This is a genomic window from Bradyrhizobium algeriense, assembly GCF_003062295.1.
Taxonomy (GTDB): Bacteria; Pseudomonadota; Alphaproteobacteria; order Rhizobiales; family Xanthobacteraceae; genus Bradyrhizobium; species Bradyrhizobium algeriense.
On the sequence record NZ_PYCN01000019.1, the window covers coordinates 96,704 to 122,558 of the forward strand.

At 62.5% G+C, this 25,855-nt stretch carries 20 protein-coding genes and 1 tRNA gene; 9 read left to right on the forward strand and 12 right to left on the reverse strand.

Annotation, left to right across the window (positions count from 1 at the left end):
* Positions 1-33: 33 nt before the first annotated feature.
* Together C7G61_RS28930 and trxA are read right to left on the reverse strand one after the other, a co-directional pair.
* Complete coding sequence (locus tag C7G61_RS28930; RefSeq protein ID WP_108520149.1) at positions 34-708, reverse strand: LON peptidase substrate-binding domain-containing protein; 675 nt, start codon at positions 706-708, stop codon at positions 34-36.
* 40 nt (positions 709-748) lie between these two features.
* A complete protein-coding gene (gene trxA / locus C7G61_RS28935; protein ID WP_108520151.1) occupies positions 749-1,672 on the reverse strand; it encodes a thioredoxin in 924 nt (307 codons plus the stop codon).
* A 534-nt stretch (positions 1,673-2,206) separates the two neighbouring features.
* Here trxA and C7G61_RS28940 point away from each other — a divergent pair.
* The 4 genes from C7G61_RS28940 to C7G61_RS28955 all read left to right on the forward strand — a co-directional run bounded on the left by C7G61_RS28940 (position 2,207) and on the right by C7G61_RS28955 (position 7,042).
* Positions 2,207-2,281: transfer RNA gene (locus C7G61_RS28940), tRNA-Gly, on the forward strand.
* 179 nt (positions 2,282-2,460) lie between these two features.
* Entirely contained in the window at positions 2,461-4,776 is a 2,316-nt protein-coding gene (locus C7G61_RS28945; protein ID WP_108520153.1) for a DUF2235 domain-containing protein, read from the forward strand.
* A 338-nt stretch (positions 4,777-5,114) separates the two neighbouring features.
* Complete coding sequence (locus C7G61_RS28950; protein WP_108520155.1) at positions 5,115-6,374, forward strand: PQQ-dependent sugar dehydrogenase; 1,260 nt, start codon at positions 5,115-5,117, stop codon at positions 6,372-6,374.
* Between the two features lie 83 nt (positions 6,375-6,457).
* Positions 6,458-7,042 carry a c-type cytochrome gene (locus C7G61_RS28955; protein ID WP_108520157.1) on the forward strand — a complete coding sequence of 195 codons (585 nt, stop codon included), beginning with the start codon at positions 6,458-6,460 and terminating at the stop codon, positions 7,040-7,042.
* A 141-nt stretch (positions 7,043-7,183) separates the two neighbouring features.
* Here C7G61_RS28955 and panE read toward each other — a convergent pair whose 3' ends face one another.
* From panE to C7G61_RS28975, 4 genes are all read right to left on the reverse strand, one after another.
* Positions 7,184-8,104, reverse strand: coding sequence for a 2-dehydropantoate 2-reductase (gene panE / locus C7G61_RS28960; protein WP_108520159.1), 921 nt, complete (start codon positions 8,102-8,104; stop codon positions 7,184-7,186).
* Between the two features lie 186 nt (positions 8,105-8,290).
* The gene (locus C7G61_RS28965) at positions 8,291-8,896 is read right to left on the reverse strand and encodes a 2-hydroxychromene-2-carboxylate isomerase (protein ID WP_108520161.1); all 606 of its coding nucleotides are present in this window, start codon (positions 8,894-8,896) and stop codon (positions 8,291-8,293) included.
* A 104-nt stretch (positions 8,897-9,000) separates the two neighbouring features.
* The gene (locus tag C7G61_RS28970; protein WP_108520162.1) at positions 9,001-10,365 is read right to left on the reverse strand and encodes an MATE family efflux transporter; all 1,365 of its coding nucleotides are present in this window, start codon (positions 10,363-10,365) and stop codon (positions 9,001-9,003) included.
* Between the two features lie 83 nt (positions 10,366-10,448).
* Complete coding sequence (locus C7G61_RS28975; RefSeq protein ID WP_108520164.1) at positions 10,449-11,057, reverse strand: DUF2239 family protein; 609 nt, start codon at positions 11,055-11,057, stop codon at positions 10,449-10,451.
* Positions 11,058-11,205: 148 nt separating this feature from the next.
* Between C7G61_RS28975 and C7G61_RS28980 the strand changes: the two genes are divergently transcribed.
* The 3 genes from C7G61_RS28980 to C7G61_RS28990 all read left to right on the forward strand — a co-directional run bounded on the left by C7G61_RS28980 (position 11,206) and on the right by C7G61_RS28990 (position 15,763).
* Entirely contained in the window at positions 11,206-11,871 is a 666-nt protein-coding gene (locus tag C7G61_RS28980; protein ID WP_108520166.1) for a glutathione S-transferase family protein, read from the forward strand.
* A gap of 285 nt (positions 11,872-12,156) precedes the next feature.
* Entirely contained in the window at positions 12,157-14,166 is a 2,010-nt protein-coding gene (locus tag C7G61_RS28985) for a gluzincin family metallopeptidase (protein WP_244608517.1), read from the forward strand.
* 1 nt (position 14,167) lies between these two features.
* Complete coding sequence (locus C7G61_RS28990; protein WP_108520168.1) at positions 14,168-15,763, forward strand: ComEC/Rec2 family competence protein; 1,596 nt, start codon at positions 14,168-14,170, stop codon at positions 15,761-15,763.
* A gap of 52 nt (positions 15,764-15,815) precedes the next feature.
* On the opposite strand, the gene C7G61_RS28995 is transcribed toward C7G61_RS28990, so the two are convergent.
* From C7G61_RS28995 to ggt, 3 genes are read right to left on the reverse strand one after another with little or no spacing between them, the layout of a single operon-like run.
* Complete coding sequence (locus tag C7G61_RS28995) at positions 15,816-16,043, reverse strand: hypothetical protein (RefSeq protein WP_108520170.1); 228 nt, start codon at positions 16,041-16,043, stop codon at positions 15,816-15,818.
* 37 nt (positions 16,044-16,080) lie between these two features.
* The gene (locus tag C7G61_RS29000; protein WP_108520173.1) at positions 16,081-16,977 is read right to left on the reverse strand and encodes an SDR family oxidoreductase; all 897 of its coding nucleotides are present in this window, start codon (positions 16,975-16,977) and stop codon (positions 16,081-16,083) included.
* 60 nt (positions 16,978-17,037) lie between these two features.
* A complete protein-coding gene (gene ggt, locus C7G61_RS29005) occupies positions 17,038-18,780 on the reverse strand; it encodes a gamma-glutamyltransferase (RefSeq protein WP_108520174.1) in 1,743 nt (580 codons plus the stop codon).
* A gap of 128 nt (positions 18,781-18,908) precedes the next feature.
* Between ggt and C7G61_RS29010 the strand changes: the two genes are divergently transcribed.
* Positions 18,909-20,300: an MFS transporter gene (locus C7G61_RS29010; protein WP_108520176.1), complete on the forward strand. Its 1,392-nt coding sequence runs from the start codon at positions 18,909-18,911 to the stop codon at positions 20,298-20,300.
* A gap of 221 nt (positions 20,301-20,521) precedes the next feature.
* Here the strand turns inward: C7G61_RS29010 and purH are convergent, their stop codons facing one another.
* The 3 genes from purH to C7G61_RS29025 form a co-directional block, all read right to left on the reverse strand.
* Complete coding sequence (gene purH / locus C7G61_RS29015; RefSeq protein WP_108520178.1) at positions 20,522-22,114, reverse strand: bifunctional phosphoribosylaminoimidazolecarboxamide formyltransferase/IMP cyclohydrolase; 1,593 nt, start codon at positions 22,112-22,114, stop codon at positions 20,522-20,524.
* Positions 22,115-22,225: 111 nt separating this feature from the next.
* Positions 22,226-23,941: a heparinase II/III family protein gene (locus C7G61_RS29020; protein ID WP_190242015.1), complete on the reverse strand. Its 1,716-nt coding sequence runs from the start codon at positions 23,939-23,941 to the stop codon at positions 22,226-22,228.
* Between the two features lie 162 nt (positions 23,942-24,103).
* Positions 24,104-25,453, reverse strand: a complete 1,350-nt coding sequence (locus C7G61_RS29025; RefSeq protein WP_108520183.1) for an RsmB/NOP family class I SAM-dependent RNA methyltransferase — start codon at positions 25,451-25,453, stop codon at positions 24,104-24,106.
* A gap of 159 nt (positions 25,454-25,612) precedes the next feature.
* Between C7G61_RS29025 and C7G61_RS29030 the strand changes: the two genes are divergently transcribed.
* Positions 25,613-25,822, forward strand: coding sequence for a DUF1674 domain-containing protein (locus tag C7G61_RS29030; RefSeq protein ID WP_108520185.1), 210 nt, complete (start codon positions 25,613-25,615; stop codon positions 25,820-25,822).
* Positions 25,823-25,855: the final 33 nt, after the last annotated feature.

Consider the following 25,855-nt stretch of genomic DNA (forward strand, 5'->3'; position numbering starts at 1 on the left):
TCTAACCAAACTGCTCAGGCAGAGGCTTAGCGGCTACTGCAGACCGGTGTCGCCGCTGGTGCGCTTCTTGGCGAGGTCCATTTCGGTCACCGCGATCAGGATCTCGGCGCGGGTTTTCAGGTCGGGCGCCTCCAGCATCGCCTGCTTCTCCGCCGGGCCATAGGGCGACATCATGGCGAGCGCGTTGACCAGCGCCTCGTTCGGCGCGCTCTCGATGCCTTCCCAATCCACCTTCAGATTGTTGGCTTCGAGAAAATCGGTCAGCACGTCGAGCAAGGCCGTGCGGTCGACCGCTTCTTCGCCCTTGCGTGCAACGAAATCGTCGGCGTAGGGAAAGAAATCCACCTTGCATTGCCGGTACGCGGTCAGTGCCGAGATTTCCTCGACCACCCTGAAGCGCGCGACGCCGGTCAGTTCCAGAATGTAGCGGCCGTCACCGGATTCGGCGAGTTGCGTGATGCGGCCGACGCAGCCGACCCGGAACAGCTCCGGCCTTACCTCGTCCCTGCTGCGGGAACTATCCGGCTGGATCATCCCGATCAGCCGGTGACCGTCGCGTAGCGCGTCATCCACCATCGCCAGATAGCGCGGCTCGAAAATATTGAGCGGCATCTGGCCGCGCGGCAGCAGCAGCGCGCCCGGCAACGGAAACACCGGAATGATTTCGGGAAGCTCGCCGGGTCCGCGGTATTCGGCATTGATCGGCATTTGCAGTCCCGGTCAGTTCGTTGGTTCGGTGGAATACGTCCTACGAGAACAGAATCGTCGACAGCCGCTTTCGTCCCTCGACGGTCGCTTCGTCGGCGCCTCCCCACGCCTCGAAGAACTGCACCAGTTGCCTGCGCGCGCCGTCCTCGTTCCACTTGCGATCGCGCCTGACGATTTCCAGCAACTGGTTGGTCGCCTCGGTGCGCTTGCCGAGGGCGTTGAGCGCGGTCGCCAGGTCGAATCTCGCCTGATGGTCGAGCGGATTTGCGGCGACCTTCTGTTCGAGCTCGGTCACCGGACCGACCGACTGGGCCTGCTCGGCGAGGTCGATCGAGGCCTGCACCGCCTTGACGGCCGCGTCGTTGCGCTTCGATTCCGGCACCATCGCTAACGTCTGCTTGGCCTGTTCGACGGCGCCCGTCGTCACATAGCATTTTGCCAGCCCTGCCATGGCTGCGATATTGGTGGCATCGAAACCCAGTATCTCGGCATAGATCTGTGCTGCCGCGGCAGGGTCGCCTTCCGCCAGCACGGCCTCGGCTTCCTGCAGGATCTCTGCGATATTCGGCTCGCCCGGCGCCGTCATGCCCTTGGTGAGCTTGTCGATGAAGGCGTTGATCTGGCTCTCCGGTACCGCGCCCATGAAGCCGTCGGCGGGCTGGCCGCCCACGAACGCGATCACGGCCGGGATCGACTGAATGCCCATCTGGCCGGGGATGGCCGGATGCTCGTCGATATTCATCTTGACCAGCTTGACCTTGCCCTTGGCCGCGCGGACTGCCTTTTCGAGAACGGGCGTGAGCTGACGGCACGGGCCGCACCAGGGCGCCCAGAAGTCAATCAGCACCGGCTGACGCTTCGATTCCTCGATGACATCCTTCACGAAGGTCTGGGTGGTCGTCTCCTTGATCAGATCGGGTGCTGCCTGCGGCGCCGGGCCGCCGCCCTGCTCAACTATCGTCACGGTATCCTCGCCTGATGTCTTGAGAAGATGTCTTGGAGTCAGAATCTTGGAGTCAGAATCTTGGAGTCAGAATCTTGGAGTTAGAAGATGTCTTGGAATTTCGGACCCGTTCTAGCACGGCTAGGGGCGAAGTTCCTCATCCGGTAGATGGCGGCTTGGTCACAAAATTCAATCGGCAGGCGCCGGCCGCGTCATGGGGGTCGGAACCCTGCCGGAACATCGACGCCCCGTCGAGGCAAGCCAAATACCTTCGATTGCGACGTGCGGTACGATTGGACGGCGTTGGGAGGCTCGTTCGGAAAAAAAATGGCTCGAATCGCTCTGCATCGCGCCCGTGGCCTGGCCTTGGGTTCCCGGCATGGGCTTACGGGCCGACAAACCCCGTTTAGGCGTTGTTTCGGACCGATTCGCTCCCATTTGTTAATGAAATCGGATGATCCGCGCGCCAACAGATCGCACGCGGACTGTTGCATTCACGGTCCGCATTTGGCATAGGTCTGCCGTTGACGGCGAGTGATCGCCGCCATCTCGGATGCGGGTGTAGCTCAGTGGTAGAGCACGACCTTGCCAAGGTCGGGGTCGAGGGTTCGAGCCCCTTCGCCCGCTCCAGATTTTCTTCTATGGCATACCGGATCATCGACAGGCCGCCTTTTGGCGGCCTTGTCGTTTTGGGTCGGGTCGTTTTTGGTGCCGCGTTGTGATTCAGCTCTCCCTTGGCTCGAGCGGCGCGTGTAATTCTCCCGGGCAAGAGGTTGTGGGGTCTCTTCATCACTCGGCGGGGCAATTTCATGGGCCGGAAAATCATTCTGCTGTCCGACGGCACCGGCAATTCTTCAGCAAAAGTCTGGCGAACCAATGTCTGGCGCACCTTCGAGGCGCTGGATCTTTCCGGCAACGACCAGATCGCGTTCTATGACGACGGCGTCGGCACCTCGTCGTTCAAGCCGATGGCGATCCTCGGCGGCGCGTTCGGTCTCGGCCTGCGGCGCAACGTCATCGCCCTCTACAAATTCGCCTGCCGCAACTATCGCGATGCCGACGACGAGCTGTTCGGTTTCGGATTCAGCCGCGGCGCCTTCACGATCCGGATCGTGATGGGGTTGATCGACAGCCAGGGTCTCGTCAAAGCCGACAATGAAGCCGAACTCCACAGCCTGGCGAGTGCGGCCTACCGCGCCTATCGCAGGGACCGCTACCATCATCTGAAGTTTGAAGCGCCCTATCAATGGATCCGCAACAAGTTCGGGCCACATTATCCTCCGAAAGAGGTTCGCAGGAACGTCAAGATCAGGTTCGTCGGCGTCTGGGACACGGTTGCCGCCTATGGCATGCCGGTCGACGAGATGACCCGCGGCATTCATCAGTATATCTGGCCGATTGAACTGCCGAATAACCGTCTCTCCCCTCGTGTCATGCGCGCCTGTCAGGCGCTGGCGCTCGACGAGGAGCGGACCACGTTCCACCCGCAGCTTTGGGACGAAACCGCCGGCATCAACGGCAACGCCGCTGCGCCCGATGTCGACGGGCGGCGCTTCATCAAGGACGAACGTATCAGCCAGGTCTGGTTTGCCGGCGTGCACACCAATGTCGGCGGCGGGTATCCCGACGATGCTCTCGCCTACATCCCTTTCGTCTGGATGATTACCGAGGCCAGACGATGCGGGCTCAAATTCAAATCGGATCATGCAAACGAGCCGCCCAATCCTGATCTGATGATATCCGATCCCGACACGTTCAAGAACGCGATTTCCAAGCGGGACAAGGACGGACGGCTCTACGACCCGCGCAAGGGTCTCGGCGGCTACTACCGCTACGGGCCGCGCAAACTGGTCCCATTCCTGTATCCGGAGACCAGGAAACAGGAAGACGACGAGGTCGGCGTCGGAATCGCAAAAATTCACGAAAGCGTCTTCAGGCGCATCGAAAACCACGCGCATGCTTACGCGCCGGTTGGCCTTCCGCCCTATTATCGCGTCGTCAAGGAAGACGGCGAGATCGTATCGCCCGACAAGTTCAGGATCGCGTCGGCCACAGAACCGTTTGAAGCCAGCACGGCTGCGGCGCAGCGTGCGCTGGCGCAGGAGCATGTTTGGAACGAGGTCTGGAAGCGCCGCATCGCCTATTTCGCCACCGTCGGCGCGACGTTGTGGCTGGTGCTGTTTCCGCTGGTGAGCGGCGCGCAACGCTATGATGAATATACAAGCCCGATTCGCTGGGTGTCGGACTTTGTGCGCTTTGTCGGCGGATTTCTTCCAGGCTTTGCATCGACGTGGATCGACGGCTATGCACGCGCGCCGGGCTGGTTCCTTGTTCTGGCTGGCCTGGTTTCCGGCTTGCTATATGTGTCCTCGCGAATTGCAGGTCGTACGTCAAACCTGATGGCTTCGATCTGGCGAAAGACGCCGGAAGCGCCGTCAGGCCTGCCCGACAACTGGATCTACGGTCTCCGCAGCAGCCCGCTTTACATCGGCTTCCAGGACCATCTGAAGCGCACAATCGCGCCGGCGTTCTTCGCGGTGGTGTTCTTCTATCTCGGATTTGCAGCGGTGAATCATCTCGCCTACGATGGACTGGACGTGGCCGGATACACCTGCGTTCACGGCGATGCCGATTCAAAGCCCGCAGTGCTTGAAATCAACCAGAGCAAGCGTGTCGAATTCAAAACGTCGGAACTGTGCAAGGCAACAGGCATCCTGCTCGAACATCGCGCGCGCTACTATGTGACCATCCAGCCGGGTGAGCCATGGTTCAATGGCGTCACCCGCATCGGCACTCCGGTCGGAGGCTTCTCCGCCAAAGACCAGCCGGCCTGGTACGAGCGTGTATATCTCTCCCTGTTTCTGCCTTTGCGGCGGGAATTATACAAGGATTGGTTCCGCATCGTGCTGCGTTTTGGGCATGTCGGCGGCGAAGAGAGCTCCTACGAGCCTGATCCTTACGACGACATCATCCAGTTCAATATCGCGCCCACGATTGCGCCCAATCGCAAACAAGAACTGTTCGTCTTCGTCAACGACGCCGTGATCGGTGTTCCAGGTCTCTATGACCTGCTCTACCGCAACAATCGCGGCACTGCATACCTTACCGTAAAGCGAACGAGATAGCGGGCGCGTGACGGGTCTGTCCCATCGAATGGAACAGGCCTGGGTGGATCCACCTTATCTGTGGAAGCTTGCCCACGCAGTGGGCGCGTCTCATTCGCGACGCGCGCTCGCTCTGCGCAAATATTGCGATGCAGCGTGTCCATCGCAAAAACGTCTCAGAACCAAACCGGACGAGGAATTTTCCCTTCAGTCTGTTTTTGTCTGACGGAGCCGCGTATCTCCCGCAGCGGATGTGCTACGGGTTTGCGGTCTGTTTCTCCTCACCAGACCAAGTTCGCCTCTCAAACGTTTTCAAAATAAAACAGGCGCAGCCGCCAGGCTGCACAGGGAGTGACGCGATGAAATCGGCCTTCAATCGATCTATTCTTGCGCTCGCAGCCATCCTCGTTGTCGCAGGGGCCAGTCAGGCCAACGCGCAGCAGAAGCCTCTGAAAAAATACGAGTCCGGCACCAAGGATTTCTGGACCAACCCGCCGCCGGACTGGTTCCTCGGCGACGAGACCGAGGCGCAGAAGGGCCAGGCGCCACCATCCGGTCCGCCGACCGGCGCCTCGGACGCCGAACTTGCGGCGATGATGAAGAAGATCAAGCTGCCGGAGGGCTTCAGTATCGAAGTCTATGCCTCCAACGTGCTGGAGGCGCGGCAGATGGCCTGGGGCGACAAGGGCACGCTGTTCGTCGGCTCCTTCAGCCTCGGCAACGTCTATGCGATCAAGGACAATGGCGGAAAGAGAGAGGTCAAGACTGTCCTCAAGGGCCTCAACATGCCGACCGGCCTCGCCTTTCTCGATGGCGCGCTCTACGTCGTCGCGATCAACAAGCTGATCAAATACGAGAACGCCGAAGCCAATCTCGACAATCTCGGCGCCGGCAAGGTGGTGTATGACGACATGCCGTCCTACGTCGCGCATGGTTGGAAATACATCGCCGTCGACAAGGATGGCTGGTTCTACATGCCGTTCGGACCTCCCTTCAACATCGGCATCCCGCCCACCGGCCTCTCGCAGATCCGCCGCGTCGATCCCAAGACCGGCAATGCCGAGATCTGGGCGCTCGGCGTCCGCAACAGCGTCGGCGGCGACGTCGATCCGCGCTCGGGGCGATACTGGTTCACCGAGAATGCGCGCGACTGGATCAGCGACGACATGCCGAGCGACAAGCTCAACATGATCTCGAAGATCGGCGAGCATTTCGGCTATCCCTACTGCCATCAGGGCGATATGCCGGACCCGAAATTCGCGATGGGTCACAAGTGCTCGGAGTTCACGCCGCCCGTGGTCAAGCTCGGCGCGCACGTGGCGCCGCTCGGCATGAAGTTCTATACCGGCGATCAATTTCCGCCTGAGTACAAGAACAACATCCTGATCGCCGAGCACGGCTCCTGGAACCGATACAAGTACCAGGGCGCCCGGATCAAGCGCGTGATCGTCGATGCCGATGGCAAGAACGCCAAGTCGGAGATCTTGGCTTCCGGCTGGCTTGAAGGCGACACGGGTTACCTCGGCCGTCCTAACGATATCATCCTCGCCAAGGACGGTTCGATCCTGGTGGCCGACGACTGGGCCGGCGCGATCTATCGCATCAGCTACAAGAAGTAGGACGTCAACGATCAGGGGCTGCGGTTATCCGGGAACGGGTGGCCGCAGCCCCTGTTGTTTGGGGCGTGGGCAGAGGAGTTCGCATGCGAAATGCACTGGTCGGGATCGTGCTGGCGTCGGCAATCGCCTGCGGTTCGCCTGTCTGCGCCGCCGATATCGCGGCCGGCAAGGAGAAGGCCGAGCTGTGCGTCGGATGCCACGGCGATGGTGGCATTTCGCAGATGGAGAACACCCCCTCGCTCGCCGCCCAGCCCGATCTCTTCATCCAATGGCAGCTCGTGTTCTTCCGCGCCGGCACCCGCAAGAACGAACAGATGCAGCCGATCGTCGAGCAGCTCAACAATGAGGACATCCGCAACCTCGGCGCCTATTACGCCTCGCTTCCGCCGCCGAAGACGCCCAAGCCCGACGATAACCCGGACCTTTCAAGCAAGGGCGCGCAGGCGGCGGCCGGACGGCGCTGCGCGTCATGCCACATGGATAGCTACGCCGGCACCAAGGCGGTCGCCCGCGTCGCCGGCCAGCGCGAGGAGTATCTCGTGAAGGCGCTGCGCGACTACAAATCGGGCGTGCGGGCCGGCGGCGCCATGGCGGCGATGGCCGATGTCGCCTTTCCCCTCAGCGAGGAAGAGATCGAAGCGCTCGCGCATTATCTCGCGCATCTCTGACGGTGCGACGTAGCCCGGGTGGAGCGAAGCGCAACCCGGGATAACCCGCCCAGCGCGAACGAATGTCCCCGGATTACGCGGAGCCTGTCATCGGGCGCGCATTCGCGCGACCCGTTGGCTTCATCCGGACTACGGGTCCAACTAACTCCGCTGCTTCTCATACGCCTTGAGATGCGTATAGGCGATGCGCAGCTTCGGCACCGGGATCTTGGCGGCGTCGGCGCGCGCAACGAGATCGCCGATCACGTGGTCGGCCTCGACCGGCAGGCCTGCTGTGATGTCGCGGAACATCGAGGCGGTCATCGGCGAGCCTTCGGTCGTCAACAAGCCGCTGGTGCGCTGGAAGAATGGGCCGGTCGGCGCGTGGCCCGACGCCTTTGCAATCGCGCTGCATTCGTCGAGCATGCCGAGCAGAAAATCCTTGCCGCCGGCGACCGCCAGGATGTTGCCCACCGAAGTGCGCATCAGGCAGGTCGACGCGGCGAGCGAAGCGAGGAAAACCCACTTCTCCCACATGTCCTGCATGATGTGTTCGCTGGCCACCGCGCCGACCTTGCCGCTGTCAAACACTTTCGCGATCGCGCGCACCCGCTCCGACATGGCGCCGTCGCGTTCGCCGAAATTGAGCGACTGCATCGGCGCGAGCTGGACCACCTCGCGGGCCTCGTTGAGCGTCACCGCGATCGCGCAGAGGCCGCCGAGCACGCGGTCGGCTCCGAATTTCTCGTCCAGCACGCTGAGGTGCAGCATGCCGTTGAGCAGCGGGATGATCGCCGTTTTCGGCCCGACGGCGGGGGCAAACGACTTGATCGCGTCTTCCAGGTCGAACGCCTTGCAGCTCAGCAGCACGACGTCGAATTTTTCGGCGAGCTTGTCGGCCTGCACCGTCGGCGGGCTCTTGAGCGTCACGTCGCCGGCGGGACTCCTGATGACGAGGCCTGCGTTTGCGAGCTCGGAAGCGCGCTTCGGCCGCACCAGGAACGTCACGTCATTGCCTGCCTGCAGCAGCCTACCGCCGAAATAGCCGCCGATGGCGCCGGCGCCGACCACGAGAATACGCATGGATCAACTTCCTTTATTGTTGGCTTTGTTGTCGGCCTTATTGTTGGTCTTGGCGGGAGCCCAATAGCGAGGTTGGCGGATGACGAGCCGGAAAACTCCCGGCCACCATTACCACTGACTGTCAGCTATTTGCCACTCGCTATTCGCCTGCCTACCATGTCCCGCCGAACGGCTTGTGGCGGGTGGCTATTTCCCCGAGACCATCTCTTCGACTTCGCGAAGTTGCTCCTTGCCGAAAAACATTTCCTTGCCGACGAAGAAAGTCGGCGAGCCGAACGCACCGCGCTCGACGGCGGATTGGGTGTTCTCGATCAGCTTCGCCTTTACGTCGGCGTCTTGTGAGCGCGCCAGCAGTTTTGCTGCATCGAGGCCGGACGAGGCCAGCGCCTTGGCCGCCACTTCAGGGTCATCCATTTTCTTCGGCTCGACCCACATGTGATGAAAGGCGGCCTCGACATATTTCTCGAACACGCCCTCGAACTGCGCCGCAACCGCCGCACGCATCAGGTTCAGCGTGTTGACTGGAAAAAATGGATTCCAGACATAAGGCTTGACCCCAAACCGCTTCAGGAATCGCTCGGTTTCCAGCGCGTGGAATTCGCGCTTGTTCTTGATGCCGGCGAGCGTTTCGGCGGGCGACTTGTTGTTGGTGGCCTTGAAGATGCCGCCGAGCAGGATCGGCACATATTCGAACTTCACGTTCGCGCGCTTTTCGATCGCCGGTATAGCTTCGTGGCTGAGGAAGGCGTTGGGGCTGCCGAAATCGAACAGGAATTGTGGATTTGAACTCACGGCAGTCTCCTTGGATGTTTTGGCGCATTGTGGCGCAAGGCTGGCGGTGCGTCCACAGTATTATGACGAGCGTAATATTGTGGAACGCACGACCTGCCTGTGGCTCAGACTAGCCGCCGAAGTGGACGGCGACGCCAGACCAATGCGTAATAGCCGAGTTGCAGGACGAACATGGCGCAGAACACGATCGGATAGGCGGCCCAGACCCCTTCCAGCCCGATGGTCCGGCTAAGGATCACGGCAGATGGTATTTCGATGGCGACGATGGCGAAGATCGACAGCAGCATGGGGGTCAAGGCCACGCCGCCTGCGCGCATCGCGCCTGAGAACACGGTCGCCATGCCGAACGGCACCGAACTCCACAAAGCGATGATGAGCAGTCCTCTCGCGAGTTCGAGCGCGGCTGTGTCGGTAATGAAGACGCCCAGCACCGCACGGGGAAACAGATAGATCAACGCCACCAGGCCGCCGGTCAGGACGAGATTGAGGAGCAGGCCGGTCCGGACGATGGCGTCCAGCCGGCCGGCGTGGCCGCCGCCGATCGCCTGCGCGCCGAGGATCGAAACCGATATCGAAATCGATATCGCGGTGAACTGCGCATAGCCCATGATCTGGTTGACGGCGCCATAGGCCGCGGTGGCATCAGAACCGAAGCCGTTGACGAGGCCGAGCAGCACCAGCTCGGCGATCGCCATCACCACCATCCCGACCGCGCTCGGGATGCCGATGCCGAGGATTTTACCGAGCAGCGCGCCATCCAGCCGAAGCCTGCGCAGAAATTCGGCGTCCGGCGCCAGCGGACTCTTCTTGTGACGGAGATATAGGCCGAGCACGAACAGCGTCAGCGCGGTGGAAATAGCCGATGCCCACGCCGGCGCCGTCACGCCGGTGGCGGGAAATCCGAACCAGCCGCGGATGAGGAGTGGCGTCAGAATCAGGCCGATCGCGGTCGATACGGCCAGCGCCAGCAGGGGCGTCAGCGTGTCACCGACGCCCCGCAGCATCGCGGTCGTCAGCAGGAAGACGAAGCCGAGCGGCATCGTCAGCAGCATGACGCGTGCGTAAGTGCTGGCCAGGTCGAGGATATCGGGCGGCGTGGCGAGCGCGGCCATCAATTGCCGGCTGAACAGGCCGCCGAACAGCGCCACTGACGCGGCGAGGAGGAGGGCGACCGCCAGCGTCGCGCCGGCGACCGCCTTCACCGTGTCACGTTCGCCCGCGCCCCAGGCCTGTCCGATCAGGACGGTCGCGCCCGTGCTGAGGCCCATGACGAAGGCGAACAGGAAGAACATCACGGGAAAGCACACCGAGACGGCCGCCAGCGCGTCGACCCCGATCATCTGGCCGAGCAATGCGTTGCTCACGGTGCCGAACAGCGATTGCAGCGCGTTGCTCAGCATCAGGGGCGCGAGGAAGACGAGGAATGTCTTCCAGAGAGAGGGAGTTTTCGGCACGGCGTTTATTCCCATTGTAGACGTGACGGATCGTTGCCGCACACCGGAGCGGTGGTGGATGAAAGGCTTTTGGAAATTCGGCGAGAGGGCGGTCGCGCCTATGGCTCGGCGCGATCGCTGAAGGCGAGCTTGACGACGTGGTCGCGGATATCGTCGGGCCAGCCGGCGACCAGACCGACGAATCGCCGCCGGTCATCGGCGAACAACGCCCGCGAGGCTTCCTCGAAGCCTGCGAGATTGCCGGCCATGACAGACATGAAGCGATAGGCGGCATCCCTTGCCGCGCGGGCGCGATCCGCATCGCCATTGGCGCGGCGCGCTTCTTCCACCAGCTTTCGCAACGCCACCGACGCGCCGCCGGGCTGCGTGCCGAGCCACTCCCAATGGCGCGGCAACAACGTCACCTCGCGCGCGACGACGCCGAGCTTCGGCCGTCCGCGCCCACGCGGCTCCGCTGACGCCGCCTCTTCGGTTTCGACATCCACAGGCGCGGCGGGTTGCGGCAGGCGGGCAATGATCTCGCGTTCGGTGCCGCGAAGATCGAGATCGATCGGGGAGCCGGTCGCGTCGCTGAATATGATAATCGGCGGCGCGGCGGGCCGGCGGGACGCCTGCATGACCGCAATGGCGACCTCGGCGAGCGGGCCCGCCGCAAGGCGTTGCGGGCCCATGAAGGCCGTGAAATGGGGGCGGGTCTTGTCAGCCATTGGAGTAACTCTGGATTTTCTGTAGCTTATATTTACCCGGATAATTTTGTCTGTCAATATCGCCCGGGTAAATATATCGCGCCCCAATGGCCGTCTCGACTTTCCGTCCCCCGGCTGGCACCAACGGCGGCCAATTGAAGGGAACGCCATGCTGACGGTTCATCATCTCAACAATTCCCGCTCGCAGCGCGTGCTGTGGCTGCTCGAAGAGCTCGGCGTTCCCTATGAGATCGTCCGCTATCAGCGCCAGCCGGACATGCGGGCGCCGAAGGAGCTGCGCGCCATTCATCCGCTCGGCAAATCGCCCGTCATTACCGACAATGGCAACACCATCGCCGAGTCCGGCGCGATCTGCGAATACATCATCGGCGCCTATGGCAATGGCCGCCTGATCCCGCCGCCGAACACGCCGGAGCGGCTGCGCTACACCTATTGGCTGCACTATGCCGAAGGCTCGGCGATGTCGCCGCTGCTGCTGAAGCTTCTGTTCACGCTGATGCCGAAGCGCGCGCCGGCCTTGCTGCGGCCGCTGGTGCGCAAGGTCTCCAACACGGCGCTGACCACGCTGGTCAATCCGCAGCTCAAGCAGCATATGGATTACTGGGAAGGCGAATTGGCAAAAAGCGAATGGTTCGCCGGCAATGAATTCACCGGCGCCGACATCCAGATGAGCTTTCCGCTGGAGGCCGCCGCGGCACGTGGCGGGCTGGAGGTGGGTCACCCCAAGGCGATGGCGTTTCTCGAACGCATTCACGCGCGGCCGGCCTATGCGCGCGCGCTGGAAAAGGGCGGGCCGTATGTGATCGGGCGGTAACCACCTGGAATTGCGCTACGTCAGAGGCGCGCTGGTGAAGGAGCGCGATCAATGACCGTCGACGGTTGAACCGGGTTGGTCATCTAAACGGGCCGCGTTCCCCGAAGCGTTCGCCAATTCTGCGTCGTTATGGCCCAAGAACTGCTTGCGAAGAATGCTGGCCAAATTGTTTGAACTGGAGATATGCTATTCCAAGTTGTGTGACGCGCAACCGGTTGAAGAGCGCGTCTGGCTGGTGCGACTGTCTGAAGACATAATCGAAGGAACTACATAGCGGGGGGTCCAGTGACTGCGCCCAATTTCATTCCAGATCCAATTTCAAGACGCATTAGAATTTTTTCATTCGATCCCGGTCTGGCCAGCCAATACGATATGGCCGGAATCGGGGAAATTACGATCAAAGTGCCGTGGGAAGAACTGCAGCGCGGTCCGATCGGGGAGTACATCGAGGTTATCGACGTTGATCACGCCAGCGGAGTTTTGTACCGGCCCGTCGATCTCAGTAATCCCAAGCTGCTTGCACAGGATGGCTTAGCGCCCTCCGAGTCTAATCCCCAATTTCATCAACAGATGGTCTACGCAGTTGCGATGACCACCATCGGACATTTCGAGCGCGCGCTTGGCAGGGTCGCCCTCTGGTCCGCTCACCGCAAGCGCTATCCAGACGGCGGCTACGACGAATACTTCGTCCGGAGACTGCGCATATATCCGCATGCGCTACGCGACCGGAACGCCTACTACAGTCCCGAGAAGAAAGCGTTGTTGTTCGGTTATTTTCCAGTGGAGATCAAAGACGAATTCAACGCACCGGGCACCATGATCTTCACGTGCCTCTCGCACGATATCATTGCGCATGAGACGACCCATGCGTTGCTCGACGGAGTCCACCCGCGCTTCAACGAACCCGTCAACGTGGACGTGCTTGCCTTCCACGAAGCATTTGCCGATATCGTGGCACTATTCCAGCATTTCGCTTATCCCGGAGTGCTGCGCGACCAGATATCCCGCACCCGCGGCAATCTTGCCAATGAGAATATGCTCGCCCAACTGGCCCAGCAATTCGGACGCGCCGCAGGTCGCGGGGGCGCGTTGCGTGACGCGCTCGGCAGAAAGAATGAAAAAACCGGCAAATGGGAGCCGCTACCGCCCGATGCCAGCGCACTGGAAAGAATCTCCGAACCGCACGATCGCGGAGCGGTGCTCGTGGCCGCAGTATTCGGCGCCTTCTCGAAGGTCTATCGGGCGCGCACGCTGGATCTCTTCAGAATCGCGACAGAAGGCACCGGCGTGTTGCGCGAGGGTGATATTCATCCGGATCTGGCGAAACGCCTCGCCGAAGAGGCGGCCCGAATTGCATCGTACATACTGCAGATGTGCATCCGGGCAATCGACTACTGCCCACCGGTCGACATCACATTCGGCGATTATCTGCGGGGCATCATTACGGCTGACTACGACCTGAATCCAGACGACGAATTCGGGTATCGGCTGGCGTTCGTGGAAAGCTTTCGGCAATGGGGAATCCATCCGCGCGGTATGCGGAGCATGTCAATTGAAAGCTTGATGTGGCCGACAGGCGAGGAAGCGATGCAGGACGAGGATGTCCCGATAGATCCCGCGGAATTGAAATCACTCTTCGAACAACCCCAGGAGACCGATGCGCCAGACTCTCCTGGAAGGAGGAAGGTCCGATCCCCCGAGGTCCACCTCAAGCCCTGGCATCTGGACGGCGATCGTTTCAAGACTTGGCAGGGCATCGACGAGAATGCCCGGGTGCTGTGGGCATGGCTGGTCAAGGGCAAAGGCAAAAGTTTTGCGAAGGCGGCCGGCATCATCCTTGATAATAGAGATGGTCCTGTTCCCGCCACAGTGTTTCGTCCCGTCGAAGCATCCGAAGGGCCCGTTCAGGTGGAGGTGCATTCGGTCCGGACTGCCCTTCGGCGTACCGCGAAGGGAGCGACGGCAAATGTCCTGGTCGTCGAGATAACGCAGCGACGTCGCGGATACTTCGATCCTCAAAAACAAAAGGAAATGGATAGTCGCCGCAGCATTCCCAAGGATGAGGAAGGCGACTTCCGATACCGGGCCGGCTGCACTTTGCTGATTGATCCCGCGAGCATGACCGTCCGGCGGGTCATCAGGACAGCCGGAACGATCAAGGATAATGACGAACTCGAACGGCAACGGCGGTTTTTGGTGGATGGAGGACTGGAGCCCAACAATGCCTACTCGCCAGCGGTGAGCGTGCTGCGTTCAAAAGAGCCTTTTGCCATCCTGCACAGGCACGGAGGCTAACATGGCCCGTCAATCGAAGAAGCCTGCTGGAAAAAAATCCCCGAAACGGTCAACCAAGAAAACAGCGACAAGCAACAGGCCGGAAGTAAACTTGATGCCGCCGAAAGGAGGCGTGGCGATTAGAATGTACCGGATTGGTCATGGCGACTGCTTTTTGCTGGCCTTCAGCGGCAAAGAAAAACCGATCTTTGTGCTGATCGATTGCGGATACAAGCCCGGCTCTCCCAAGTTCATCAACGATATCACCACGCCCGATAAAGTTGTCGCAGATATCAAGGCCGTCACTGGTGGCCATATCGATGTTGCGGTTATTACCCATGAGCATCAAGACCACGTCAATGCGATCACAAAGTCGAGGTTTGACGGCTTTACGATAGGCCAGACCTGGTTCGCGTGGACCGAAAGCGAAGACGACAAGCTGGCGAAACGTTTGCGAAAAAATTATGGTGATCGCCTCAAGACGTTGGTTGCCGCCAGCATCAGGCTTGCTGCGACCAACCCGTCGCTCGCACTTAAGATGAACGAGCACATCGCCCTGGCAGTTGGCGGCGAGCAGCCCGCAGGCTCCGGTATTACAAATGCTTTCTCGGCGGCCGGCTCGTGGACCAACAAGGACGCGATGAAGCTTTTCCGCGATTTATCGCAATCCGAAGTAAAGTGCCTCTATCCTCACAAAGAGATCATAAAATTGCCGGGGGCGGAATCGGTGCGGGTGTTCGCGCTGGGACCACCCTACGACGAAACCGCACTCAAGGATCTCGACCCTCATGATGGTGAAGGTTTTCCGCAGCAAGGTCGACACATGGCTGCATCATTGGCGTCGTTCGGCGCTGCAGTCAATGCGGCCCCCGGCTCCGTCGTAGCGGGACCGTTCTCAGCTCGCCACGCGGTTTCGATCGACAAGCTTTCGAAAGAGTTGGAGTTGCAGTCCTGGTTCGACAAGAACTACGGTCTCAAAAGAACGGCGTCGGACCATTTTACTCCCGAGCAGGATGAAGTTCCAGCAAATGCGGATTTTCGCAGGATTGACCATGACTGGCTGCAATCGGCGGAGACCCTTGCCCTTGCTATGGGCAATGACACCAACAATGCGAGTCTTGTCCTGGCGTTCGAACTTGGAAAGGGCGGCAAGGTGCTGCTATTCGCGGCCGATGCACAACGTGGAAACTGGGCGTCATGGGCCGACGGGTCATTCAAGGATGGCAACGAAACGGTCGAGGTACGCGATCTTCTCAGCCGAACGGTACTTTACAAGACCGGTCATCACGGAAGTCACAATGCGACGCTGAGCGGAGACGCATCTTCGGCCACTCCAAACTTGAGCTGGCTGGGACGCGGCGACCACTCGAGTGAGTTTACCGCCATGATAACTGCTGTGAGAGCTTGGGCCACCCAGCCGACTGTGGGCTGGGACCATCCGCTGAAATCGATCAGGGAGGCCCTGCTGGACAAGTGTTCAGGCCGAGTCTTTCAAACCGATACCGATTTTACGAAGATGGTGCCGCTTGACGGAACCAGTAAGCGCCCGTGGGCGGCGTTTCAAACGCGATCGACTGGCGGAGCATTGTACTTCGACTATCATATCGAGCCCGGCTAAGGCTGATCTCGTCAATCGCCCGCAATATCGAATCACGGCTGCACCGCCGCGATTACTTCATGACATGACGCAAGCGGCGGAAGCCCGGCCGATCCATCGTTTCGGCGAATACGGCCTGTGGATCGAGGCCGGAAACAAAGGCCTTCGTGCAAACCACGTGCGCGACAGAGCCCGTGGCGAGGCGAACAGTGCGGTCGGGCCGGAAGTGCACGCCCAGCCCGGTGAGCGCAGCCAACACGACGGCGACGGTGGCGACGAGGATCCACTTCCACGAAGTCACGCAGTTCTCCGGCGTTGCGCGGCGGCCGCTTTCGTTGCTATCGCGACGTCTGCGCCGCACCCACCGAGGGCAGCGCCTGCACGGTGACGCCGGGTGGCGGCACGTCGTCATCTGGCACGAAGAAATCCGACATCAGCGGCACCGAGCGATCGACACGGTAGTGCTCGAAGTCCCTGACTCCGGAGGCATACAGCACCTTGTCGTCGATGCAGAACTGCCCGGTGAATTCCCGCGACGGTTTTGTCAGAATGGCGTGCGCGGCATCGCCCATGATCTCGGGCATGCGGCTGGCGCGCATCATGGCCTCGCCGCCGAGCAGGTTGCCGACCGCAGCGGTCGCGATGGTGGTGCGCGGCCACAGCGCGTTGACGGCGACGCCTGCGGATTTCAATTCGCCTGACAGCCCCAGCACGCACATGCTCATGCCGAACTTCGCCATCGTGTAGGCGGTGGAATGCTCGAACCATTTTGCCTTCATGTCGAGCGGCGGCGACAGCATCAAGATGTGTGGATTGGCCGCCTTCTTCAGATGCGGGATGCAATATTTCGATACCATGAAGGTGCCGCGGGTGTTGATACCCATCATCAGATCGAACCGCTTCATGTCGGTTGCTTGCGAGTTGGTCAGGCTGATGGCGCTGGCGTTATTGACGCAGATATCGATGCCGCCGAATTCGGCGACGGTCTGCTCGATCGCCGCGATCACCTGCGCCTCGTCGCGGATATCGCACAGCACCGGCAGCGCCTTGCCGCCGGCGGCGCGAATTTCCTCCGCCGCGGTGTAGATGGTGCCCTTCAGTTTCGGATGCGGCTCCGCGGTCTTCGCCGCAATAGCAACATTGGCGCCGTCACGCGCTGCGCGCAACGCAATGGCCAGTCCAATGCCGCGGCTGGCGCCGGATACGAACAGCGTCTTGCCTTTGAGGGATGTCATCTGAAACTCTCCTGTGAGAGGGGACGCATACTACGGCGTGTCCCTCACAAGTGCACGTCCTCATTGTCCCACCGCCGCCGCGCCCCTTGTGCGCGGATCGGGTGCGCCGAGCAGGCCGTACGGTGTGACGGCGATCGAATTGACCGAGGTCTGGCCGAGAGGCTCGATCACCTTGTGGCCTTTCGCCCTCAACTCGACCAATACCTCGTCGGAAAAGCCGCGTTCCACACGCACCTCATCGGGCATCCATTGGTGATGGACCCGGGGGGCCGCCACGGCGGCGGCGACATCCATCTTGTAGTCGAGCACGTCGATCACGACCTGCAGCACCGCCGATATGATACGGCTGCCGCCCGGCGAGCCCGTGACCAGCACCGGCTTGCCGTCCTTCAGCACGATGGTCGGCGACATCGACGATAATGGCCGCTTTCCCGGGCCGGGCAGATTGGCTTCGAAACCGACCAGGCCAAAGGCGTTCGATGCGCCGGGTGCCGCGGTGAAATCGTCGAGCTCATTGTTGAGCAGCACGCCGGTACCCTCGGCGACCAGGCCAACACCATAGGGAAAGTTCAGCGTGTAGGTATTGCTGACCGCGTTGCCGCTGGAATCGACGACCGAATAATGCGTGGTGTTGCTGCCCTCGCGCGGGCTCACTGCCAGCACGTCGGCCGCCGGCGTTGCGCGCGCAAGGTCGATGCCAGCGCGCTGCTTCGCCGCGTAATCCTTGGTGATCAGCAGATTAACGGGCGCGTTGACGAAGGCTGGATCGCCGAGATAGCGCGCACGATCGGCGTAGGCGCGCTTCATGGCTTCGATCATGACGTGCAGCGAAGGCGCGGAGCCCTGCTTCATGTCTGCCATCGGAAACCCTTCGAGAATGTTCAGCGACTGCAGCAATACCGTGCCGCCGGAGGAGGGCAGCGGCATCGATACGACGTCGTAGCCACGGTAGTTGCCGCGCACCGGGCTGCGGATAACAGCCTGATAGGATTTGAGATCGTCCACTGTCATGAGGCCGCCGCCGTCGCGGACGGCCTTTGCCAGCCGTTCGGCGACCGGCCCCTCATAAAATCCCCGCGGCCCCTGTTCGGCAATCGCAGACAGCGTTGCCGCGAGATCGGACTGGATCAACCGGTCGCCCTCTTGCAGCCGCGTGCCGTCGCTGCGGGAGAACGCCTTCGCTGAATTCGGCCAGCGTCCCATTCGGCGGTACATGTCTGACAGCGTGTCGGCCATGTCGTCGGCGACCACAAAACCGTCGCGCGCCAGTTCGATGGCGGGTATGAGGATTTGCGCGAGTGTGAAACGGCCGGAGCCGTATTTCTCCAGCGCTACTGCCAGCCCGGCTACCGTGCCGGGCACACCGATACCAAGCGCGGAATTGCGCGACTTGTCGGTATCGGGTTTGCCGTCCGGTCCCAGAAAAATATCGCGCGTGATCGCAGCCGGTGCGGTCTCGCGATAATCGATGGCGACATCTTCGTTGCGCCCGGCAGAATGAATCACCATGAAGCCGCCGCCGCCGATGTTTCCGGCGCGCGGATAGGTGACGGCAAGCGCAAAGCCGGTGGCGACCGCGGCATCGACCGCGTTGCCGCCCTGCTTGAGGATGTCGGCGCCGACTTGCGCGGCGAGCCTTTCCTGCGCCACCACCAGACCATGCTCGACCGTGATGGCGCGAACGGTGGAGAGATCGGGGGGCGCGTAAGAGCGGCGTTCCTGGGCAAAGGCTGTCGCCCCGAAGGCAAACGCAAGTACGAATGTGGCAGCTACTCGGCGCCACCGGATTGAAAAGACCGCCATCGAAAATCCGCCGCAGTTGGAGCCTGTGTGACGCTTGGCAACAGCCCCCAGCGCCGGTGACGCATGCTATATGGGTTCGTATTCAACGGGCAAAACGGCCCGCGAGACTTTTGAAGGAAATTTCTCACATGACGGTGATCGCTTCCGAGGCAGCCGGCGCCGAGATACCGCGGGAATATCCGCGCCGCGCCGCCGTCATCAGCTGGATATTCTTCGATTGGGCCGCGCAGCCTTATTTCACGCTGATCACCACTTTTGTATTTGCGCCTTATTTCGCGGGTTTTGTTGCGCCGGATCCGGCGCAGGGGCAGGCGCTGTGGGGATTTGCCACCGCGGCCGCCGGCCTGATGATCGCGCTGTTGTCGCCGGTTCTGGGCGCGATTGCCGATGCCAGCGGACGCCGCAAGCCGTGGATCGCCGGCTTCGGTTCGCTGCTGGTGATCGGCGCCTCGCTGATGTGGTTCGGAAAGCCTGGCGACCCCAGTGTCATCCCCGCGCTGTTGCTCGCCTATGCGATCGCGAGCGTCGGCGTCGAATTCGCCACCGTCTTCAACAACGCGATGATGCCGACGCTGGTGCCGCCGGATCGAATCGGGCGATTGTCCGGCACCGGGTGGGCCACCGGCTATATCGGCGGCATCCTCAGCCTGATCCTGGTGCTCGGCTTTCTGGCTGCGAACCCCGAAACGGGGCGCACGCTTTTCGGCCTGGCGCCGCTGTTCGGCCTCGACCCGGTCAGCCACCAGGGCGATCGGATCACCGGTCCTTTGACCGGCATCTGGTTCGTCATTTTCGTGACCCCGATGTTCCTGTTCACGCCGGATTACCCGGCAAAGCTTCCGATCCGCGAGGCGTTGCGCGCAGGACTGAGCGGGCTGAAGCGGACGCTCGGCGAATTGCCGAAGCAGAAATCGGTGGCGACATTTTTGCTCGCCAACATGATCTATACTGACGGACTGGTGTCGTTGTTTGCGTTCGGGGGCATCTACGCCGCCGGCACTTTTGGCTGGCATACGATCCAGATTGGAAGTTTTGGAATTCTGCTGGCCATCGCCGGCACGTTCGGGGCGTGGCTCGGCGGCAAGCTCGACGACAAGCTCGGACCCAAGCGCGTCATTGCCGGCAGCCTGCTGATCCTTCTGTTCGCGCTCGGTGCGATCCTGCTGGTCGACAAGGACTCGATCCTGTTCGTGAAGGTCGCGCCACCGGCGCCAGGCGGCGCGCTGTTCTCCGGCGCCGCCGAGCGCGCATATCTCGTGCTCGGATGCTTGATCGGCGCCGCCGGCGGTCCGCTGCAGGCGGCGTCGCGAACGCTTCTGATCCGCCTCGCGCCAAAGGATCGCATCGCGCAGTATTTCGGATTGTTCGCGCTGACCGGCAAGGTGACGTCGTTCATCGGCCCGCTGCTGATCGGTGTGATCACGGCAGTCACCGCGAGCCAGAAGGCCGGCATGGCGCTGCTGGTGGTGTTCTTCGTGGCGGGGCTGGCGCTGCTGACGCAAGTGAGGGAGAATTCGTAGCCCGGATGGAGCCAGCGGGTCGCGCGAACGCGCGCCCGATGACAGGCTCCGCGAAATCCGGGACCCGGTGCTCGCGGCTGATATTCCCGGATTGCGCTGCGCTCCATCCGGGCTACGCGTGTCGTACATCGTCATTGCGAGCGAAGCGAAGCAATCCATAGCGCCGCATGCTGAGATGTGGATTGCTTCGCGCTACGCGCGCCCCGGATTGACGCCGCAGCTCAATGCCTGAAATGCCGCACGCCCGTGAACACCATGGCGATGCCGTGCTCGTCGGCGGCCTTGATGACTTCGTCATCGCGGATCGAGCCGCCGGGCTGGATCACGGCGGTGGCGCCGGCTTCGATGCAGGCCAGCATGCCATCGGCGAACGGGAAGAATGCATCGGAAGCGACGACCGAGCCCTTGGTGAGCGGCTCGGCGAGTTTTGCATCGGCCGCGGCATCAAGCGCCTTGCGGGCGGCGATGCGCGCGGAATCGACCCGGCTCATCTGGCCGGCGCCGATGCCAACGGTGGCGAGATCCCTGGCATAGATGATGGTGTTGGACTTGACGTGCTTGGCGACGCGGAACGCGAATTTGAGGTCGCGCAGCTCGGCGTCGGTCGGCGCGCGTTTGGTCACCGTCTTCAGCGTGAGGTCATCGACAACAGCATTGTCACGGCTCTGCACCAGCAGGCCGCCGGCGACGGTTTTCGCGGTCAAGCCCATCGCTCGCGGATCGGGCAGGCTGCCGGCGAGGAGGAGCCGGAGGTTCTTCCGCTTCGCGATGATCGCGACGGCTTCTTCCGTCGCATCAGGCGCGATGATCACCTCGGTCAGGATTTCCGTGATGACGCGCGCGGCTTCGGCGTCGAGCGTCCGATTGACGGCGATGATGCCGCCATAGGGCGACTGCGTATCGCAGGCGAACGCCTTGCGGTAGGCGCTGACCAGATCGGGACCTTCGGCGACGCCGCAAGGGTTAGCGTGCTTGACGATGACGCAGGCCGCGGTGCGCGCCGGGTCGAACTCGCCGATGCATTCGTAAGCTGCATCGGTATCGTTGATGTTGTTGTAGGACAGTTCCTTGCCCTGCAATTGCCGTGCGGTGGCGACGCCGGGCCGCTTGTCGGGCGTGCGATAGAACGCGGCCGTCTGGTGCGGATTCTCGCCATAGCGCAACGACTGGATCAGCCGGCCGCCGAACGCGCGGAAATCCGGCGCGTCGTTCTTGAGCTGAAGGGCGAACCAGTTCGAGATCGCGGCGTCATAGGCGGCGGTGCGCGCATAGGCTTTTGCGGCAAGGCGGCGGCGCAGCGTAAGCGTCGTTGCGCCCTTGTTGGCGGAGAGTTCGTCGAGCACGGCCTGGTAATCCTGCGCCTCGACAACGACGGCGACATCGTCGTGGTTCTTCGCGGCCGCGCGGATCATCGCGGGACCGCCGATATCGATGTTCTCGATGCAGTCTTCGAAAGCAGCGCCTTTGTCGACGGTTTCCTCGAACGGGTAGAGGTTGACCACCAGCAGGTCGATCGGCGCGATGCCATGCGCCTTCATCGCATCGGCATGTTCCTTGTTGTCTCGGATCGCGAGCAGGCCGCCATGCACCTTGGGGTGCAGGGTCTTGACCCGCCCGTCCATCATTTCGGGGAAGCCGGTGAGGTCCGAGACGTCCTTGACCGGGAGCCCGGCCGCCGCGATCGCCTTGGCGGTGCCGCCCGTGGAGACGAGCTCGACGCCATGGCCGGCCAGCGCCTTGGCAAATTCGATCAGGCCGGTCTTGTCGGAAACGGACAACAAAGCGCGGGTTACACGGCGCGGATGGTCGGTCATAAGGAGGTTCCTGGGCTGTAAGCCAGCCCGGTAGCACGGTTTTGCCGGTCGTGAAACCGGGCAAAAAACCCACCAAATCCACGTGTGGAAATCTCGCGGCCGACAGCAGCCTTAGAGCGGCAGTTCCGGCTCGCGCCGCGCATTGCGGCGGGCGTTCGCCCCGGCCGCCGTCGTCGCCGAGCGGACAAAACTCCAGCGGACCGAGGAGGCATGGCGGGAATCCTGGCGGATCACGATCTGGGCGGTGCGGCGGGGGCCGTCGTTGCCGGCCAGAAACACGCTGTCCTCGAGGTCGACCTTGTCGTCGAGTGCCTCGAAGGTCCAGACGTCGCGGTTGGCCAATACCAGCATGACGCCGCGCGCATCGCTGAGGCGGCTTGCCTTCACTGCGGGATGCAGATGAAACCGCAGGGCAAAATCGGTTTCGGCGCCCTTGATGCGCGCGCCCGGCGCCGGCGAGATGGTGTCCTCGCCGTCGAGCCTGCCGCCGTCCTGAGAGATCATCAGCACGCGGCGGTGCACGACGCCGAATTTTGCAAGATACCCGTCATGCGACGTGGTCAGCAGATCGCCGTCGGCCCTCGCCTCGCGGTAGCTTTCCACATTGGCCGGGCCGCTAACGACGGGCGCGCCCTGCAGCAGGCGCTTCATCGCCGACAGTTCGATGAACTGGCACGAGGACGTGTCGTGATAAGTCAGGGTCGAATGCGCCGCGGTGCTGCGCGCAAAGCTGCGCCAATTATCGCGGCCGGTCGAGGGCATGCCGCAATTGACGACGATGCGGCTCGGTCCGGAAGACAATTCGAACGCGAGGCAACCGGCATGCGCTTCCTGGCTGACATTCGGCGCCGGCGGCGGGCCGGTGTCCACGATGACGGTCGTCGCGCCGGCATCGAGGCGCTGGAAGCCGGTATACGGCATGTTCGCCATCGGTACGCCGTGGGTGTCGTCATAGGCGAGCAGGGTGGCCACCAGATCCGAGGGCGCGTTGCTCATGCCGTTGAACAGCGCAAAGCTGCCGTCGCCGTGACGGAAGAAGCGCAGCATCGGCATCATGCGGTCGATCGCATTCAAAAGTGCCGGCGGCGGCGCAATGTTGCGGGCGGCAAAGGTCTGCCGCAGCGGCAGCAAGTCGCTGAGCAGTTCGACCAGCGCGCCGGGGTTGCGCGAGATGTGCCCGCCGTCGGGCAGGATCTGCCGCTGCAACTCGTCGGAAAGCCGTCGCGTGGCGGAACGGATGTGACGCGCCTGATTAGCCAGGCACAGCGAGGCATAGCACAGCGCGATCAGCACCTGCAGCCGCGGCACGCCGTCGGCGATGTCGAGCATCGCGTAGCGCAAATAGCGAATCTCGCGGGTCAGCCCGCGCAGATATTTGCGATAGAATTTTCCGTCGGTGTCGCCGAGCACCAGCGGCGCCTGCGACAACAGCGAGATCACGCGGCGTGCCAGCACGTCGGGGCGACGTTCGAGCGGCCGCTTGCGCCCCGGGTTCGAGATCCAGTCGTCGACCAGCGAGCGGGCATTGGCGCGGGTCAGCGCGGTATCGGCGGCGCGCAGATGGCGCAGCCAGCCGAAGCCGAGTAGCGCCACTTCCCAATCTTCCGAGGGCGGTTCGAGATCGAAGATCGAGCGGCCATGGCAGGTCACGATCTTGCCGGCGAACACGAAGCGGCCGGCATAGATCTCGGCGGCGCGGGTGGCGTCGGCGGTGCGCAGGTCGTGCGGCGCGATGGTCAGCCGGTCGGCGCGGCCGGGCCACAGCCGCGACACCGCCACCGTAGCGCCGGTCGCACGCGCGATCACGGTCCGCGCCGAGCGGCTCATGATAAGCGTCGAGATGCGTCTGCGTTGAGCGACCGACACGCCGTGCCTTGGTTCGGGAGGGAGGGGTATTCTGGCGAATCCTTTTAATCCGGAAACGCCGGGATGACACCATCTTGAAAACCGGCGAATCACCCCGAAGGGCGAGGAAATTCCAGCTTAAAATCAGGATTTGACCAGGCGCGCCGCGTAAAATCCATCGAACCCGCCGAGCCGGGGGTCGGCATGGGGCAAATGGCAGGGCAGGGTCCGTAAATCGCCGTTTGCGGTCACGATTTCGCTCAGCCCCGCGACCTCGCTCGCCTCGACCGGGGCCCGGCGCACGCCGGATTCGGCGGCCAAAAGGGACGCGATCGCCTGTTCACCTTCCTCCGGCTCCAGCGAACAGGTGCAATAGACCAGCGTTCCGCCCGGCTTGAGCAGGGTGACCGCCCTTTGCAGCAGTCGCTTCTGCAAAGCCGTCAATGCGGCAATGTCGGCTTCCTGACGCAGCCAGGCCACGTCGGGGTGACGCCGGATGGTGCCGGTGGAGGTGCAGGGCGCGTCCACCAGCACGCCGTCGAACCCGCCATTGCCGCCACCGGGCCACTCGGCACCATCGGTCACGACGTCGTCGGCCTGCAACGAAAGCCGCGCCAGATTGTCGCGCAGCCGCGCCATGCGCGCCGGCGAGCGGTCGACCGCGGTGACGCGCGCGCCGGCCTGCGCCAGTTGCGCGGTTTTACCGCCGGGCGCGGCGCAGAGGTCGACAATGGTCTTGCCGCCGACGTCGCCGAACAACCGGGCCGGCAGCGCGGCGGCGGCGTCCTGCACCCACCACTGCCCCTCGGTGAAGCCGGGCAGCATGGTCACCGAACCCTGCAGCAAGGTGCGCACGGTGCCGGTCGGCAACGTCTCGCCGTGCAGGCGGCTCGCCCATTGCGCCGCGTCTGATTTCACGGTGATGTCGAGCGACGGCTCATAGCCGATGGCGAGCGCCATCTGCCGCGCCGTGGTCTCGCCATAGGCGCCGATCCAGCGCGCCAGCAGCCACGGCGGAATATCCAGGTTCTGCGACTTGACTTCGTCGATCAGCGGCTGCCCCTCGCGGGCGCAGCGGCGCAGCACCGCGTTGACGAGGCCGGCATATTTCGCGGCGCGTCGGTCCGATTGCACCAGCCGCACCGAGAGATCGACGGCGGCATGATCGGGCACATCCATCCAGAGAATTTGTGCAGCACCGATCAGCAGCGCGCTTTGCGCGCGCGGCGCATCCGTCGGGATGCCGCGATCGAGCAGGCGCGAAAGCAAATGGCCGAGCGTGCCGAGCCGCCGCAGGATCGTCGCCACCAGCCGCCGCATCAGGGCACGATCGCGATCGGCCAGCGTCTTCAGGCCGGGATGCGCGCCGGCCCCGTCGAGCTGGTCGTCGAGGGTGCGATGCTTGTGCAGTACGCCGTCGAGTATGTCAGCTGCGATCCGGCGTGCCGCGAGACCGGGCACTTCGGCAGGTACTGCGAATCGGGAAGGTGGCATGAATCAGCAATGTCTCGGAAAGCGGAAAGGTTCTGGCTCATGCCATTGGAATGAAAGCCTGTTTGGCATGCGAATATGCCAAATGTAAGAATCGCCACAGACAATTTCGCGAATGTGATGTCATCTGTGCGCCCATCCCTGTGCTAAGGGAGAATTGCGATGACCGACAGTCCCTCATTTCCCGCGCAAACCGCGGAACGCAACAAGCTGACGCCCGCCGCCGAGCGCGCGCTCGCCGAGGCCGAAGCCCGCCGCAAGGCCGCCGCGGCCAGCGCCATGCCGCAGCAGAAGGAGTTTCAGGGTCCGAAGGGCCCGGAACCGACCCGCTATGGCGATTGGGAGCACAAAGGGATCGCGTCGGATTTTTGAGGTCCAAGGGACCGCAATGGGCTCTTGCCGGAT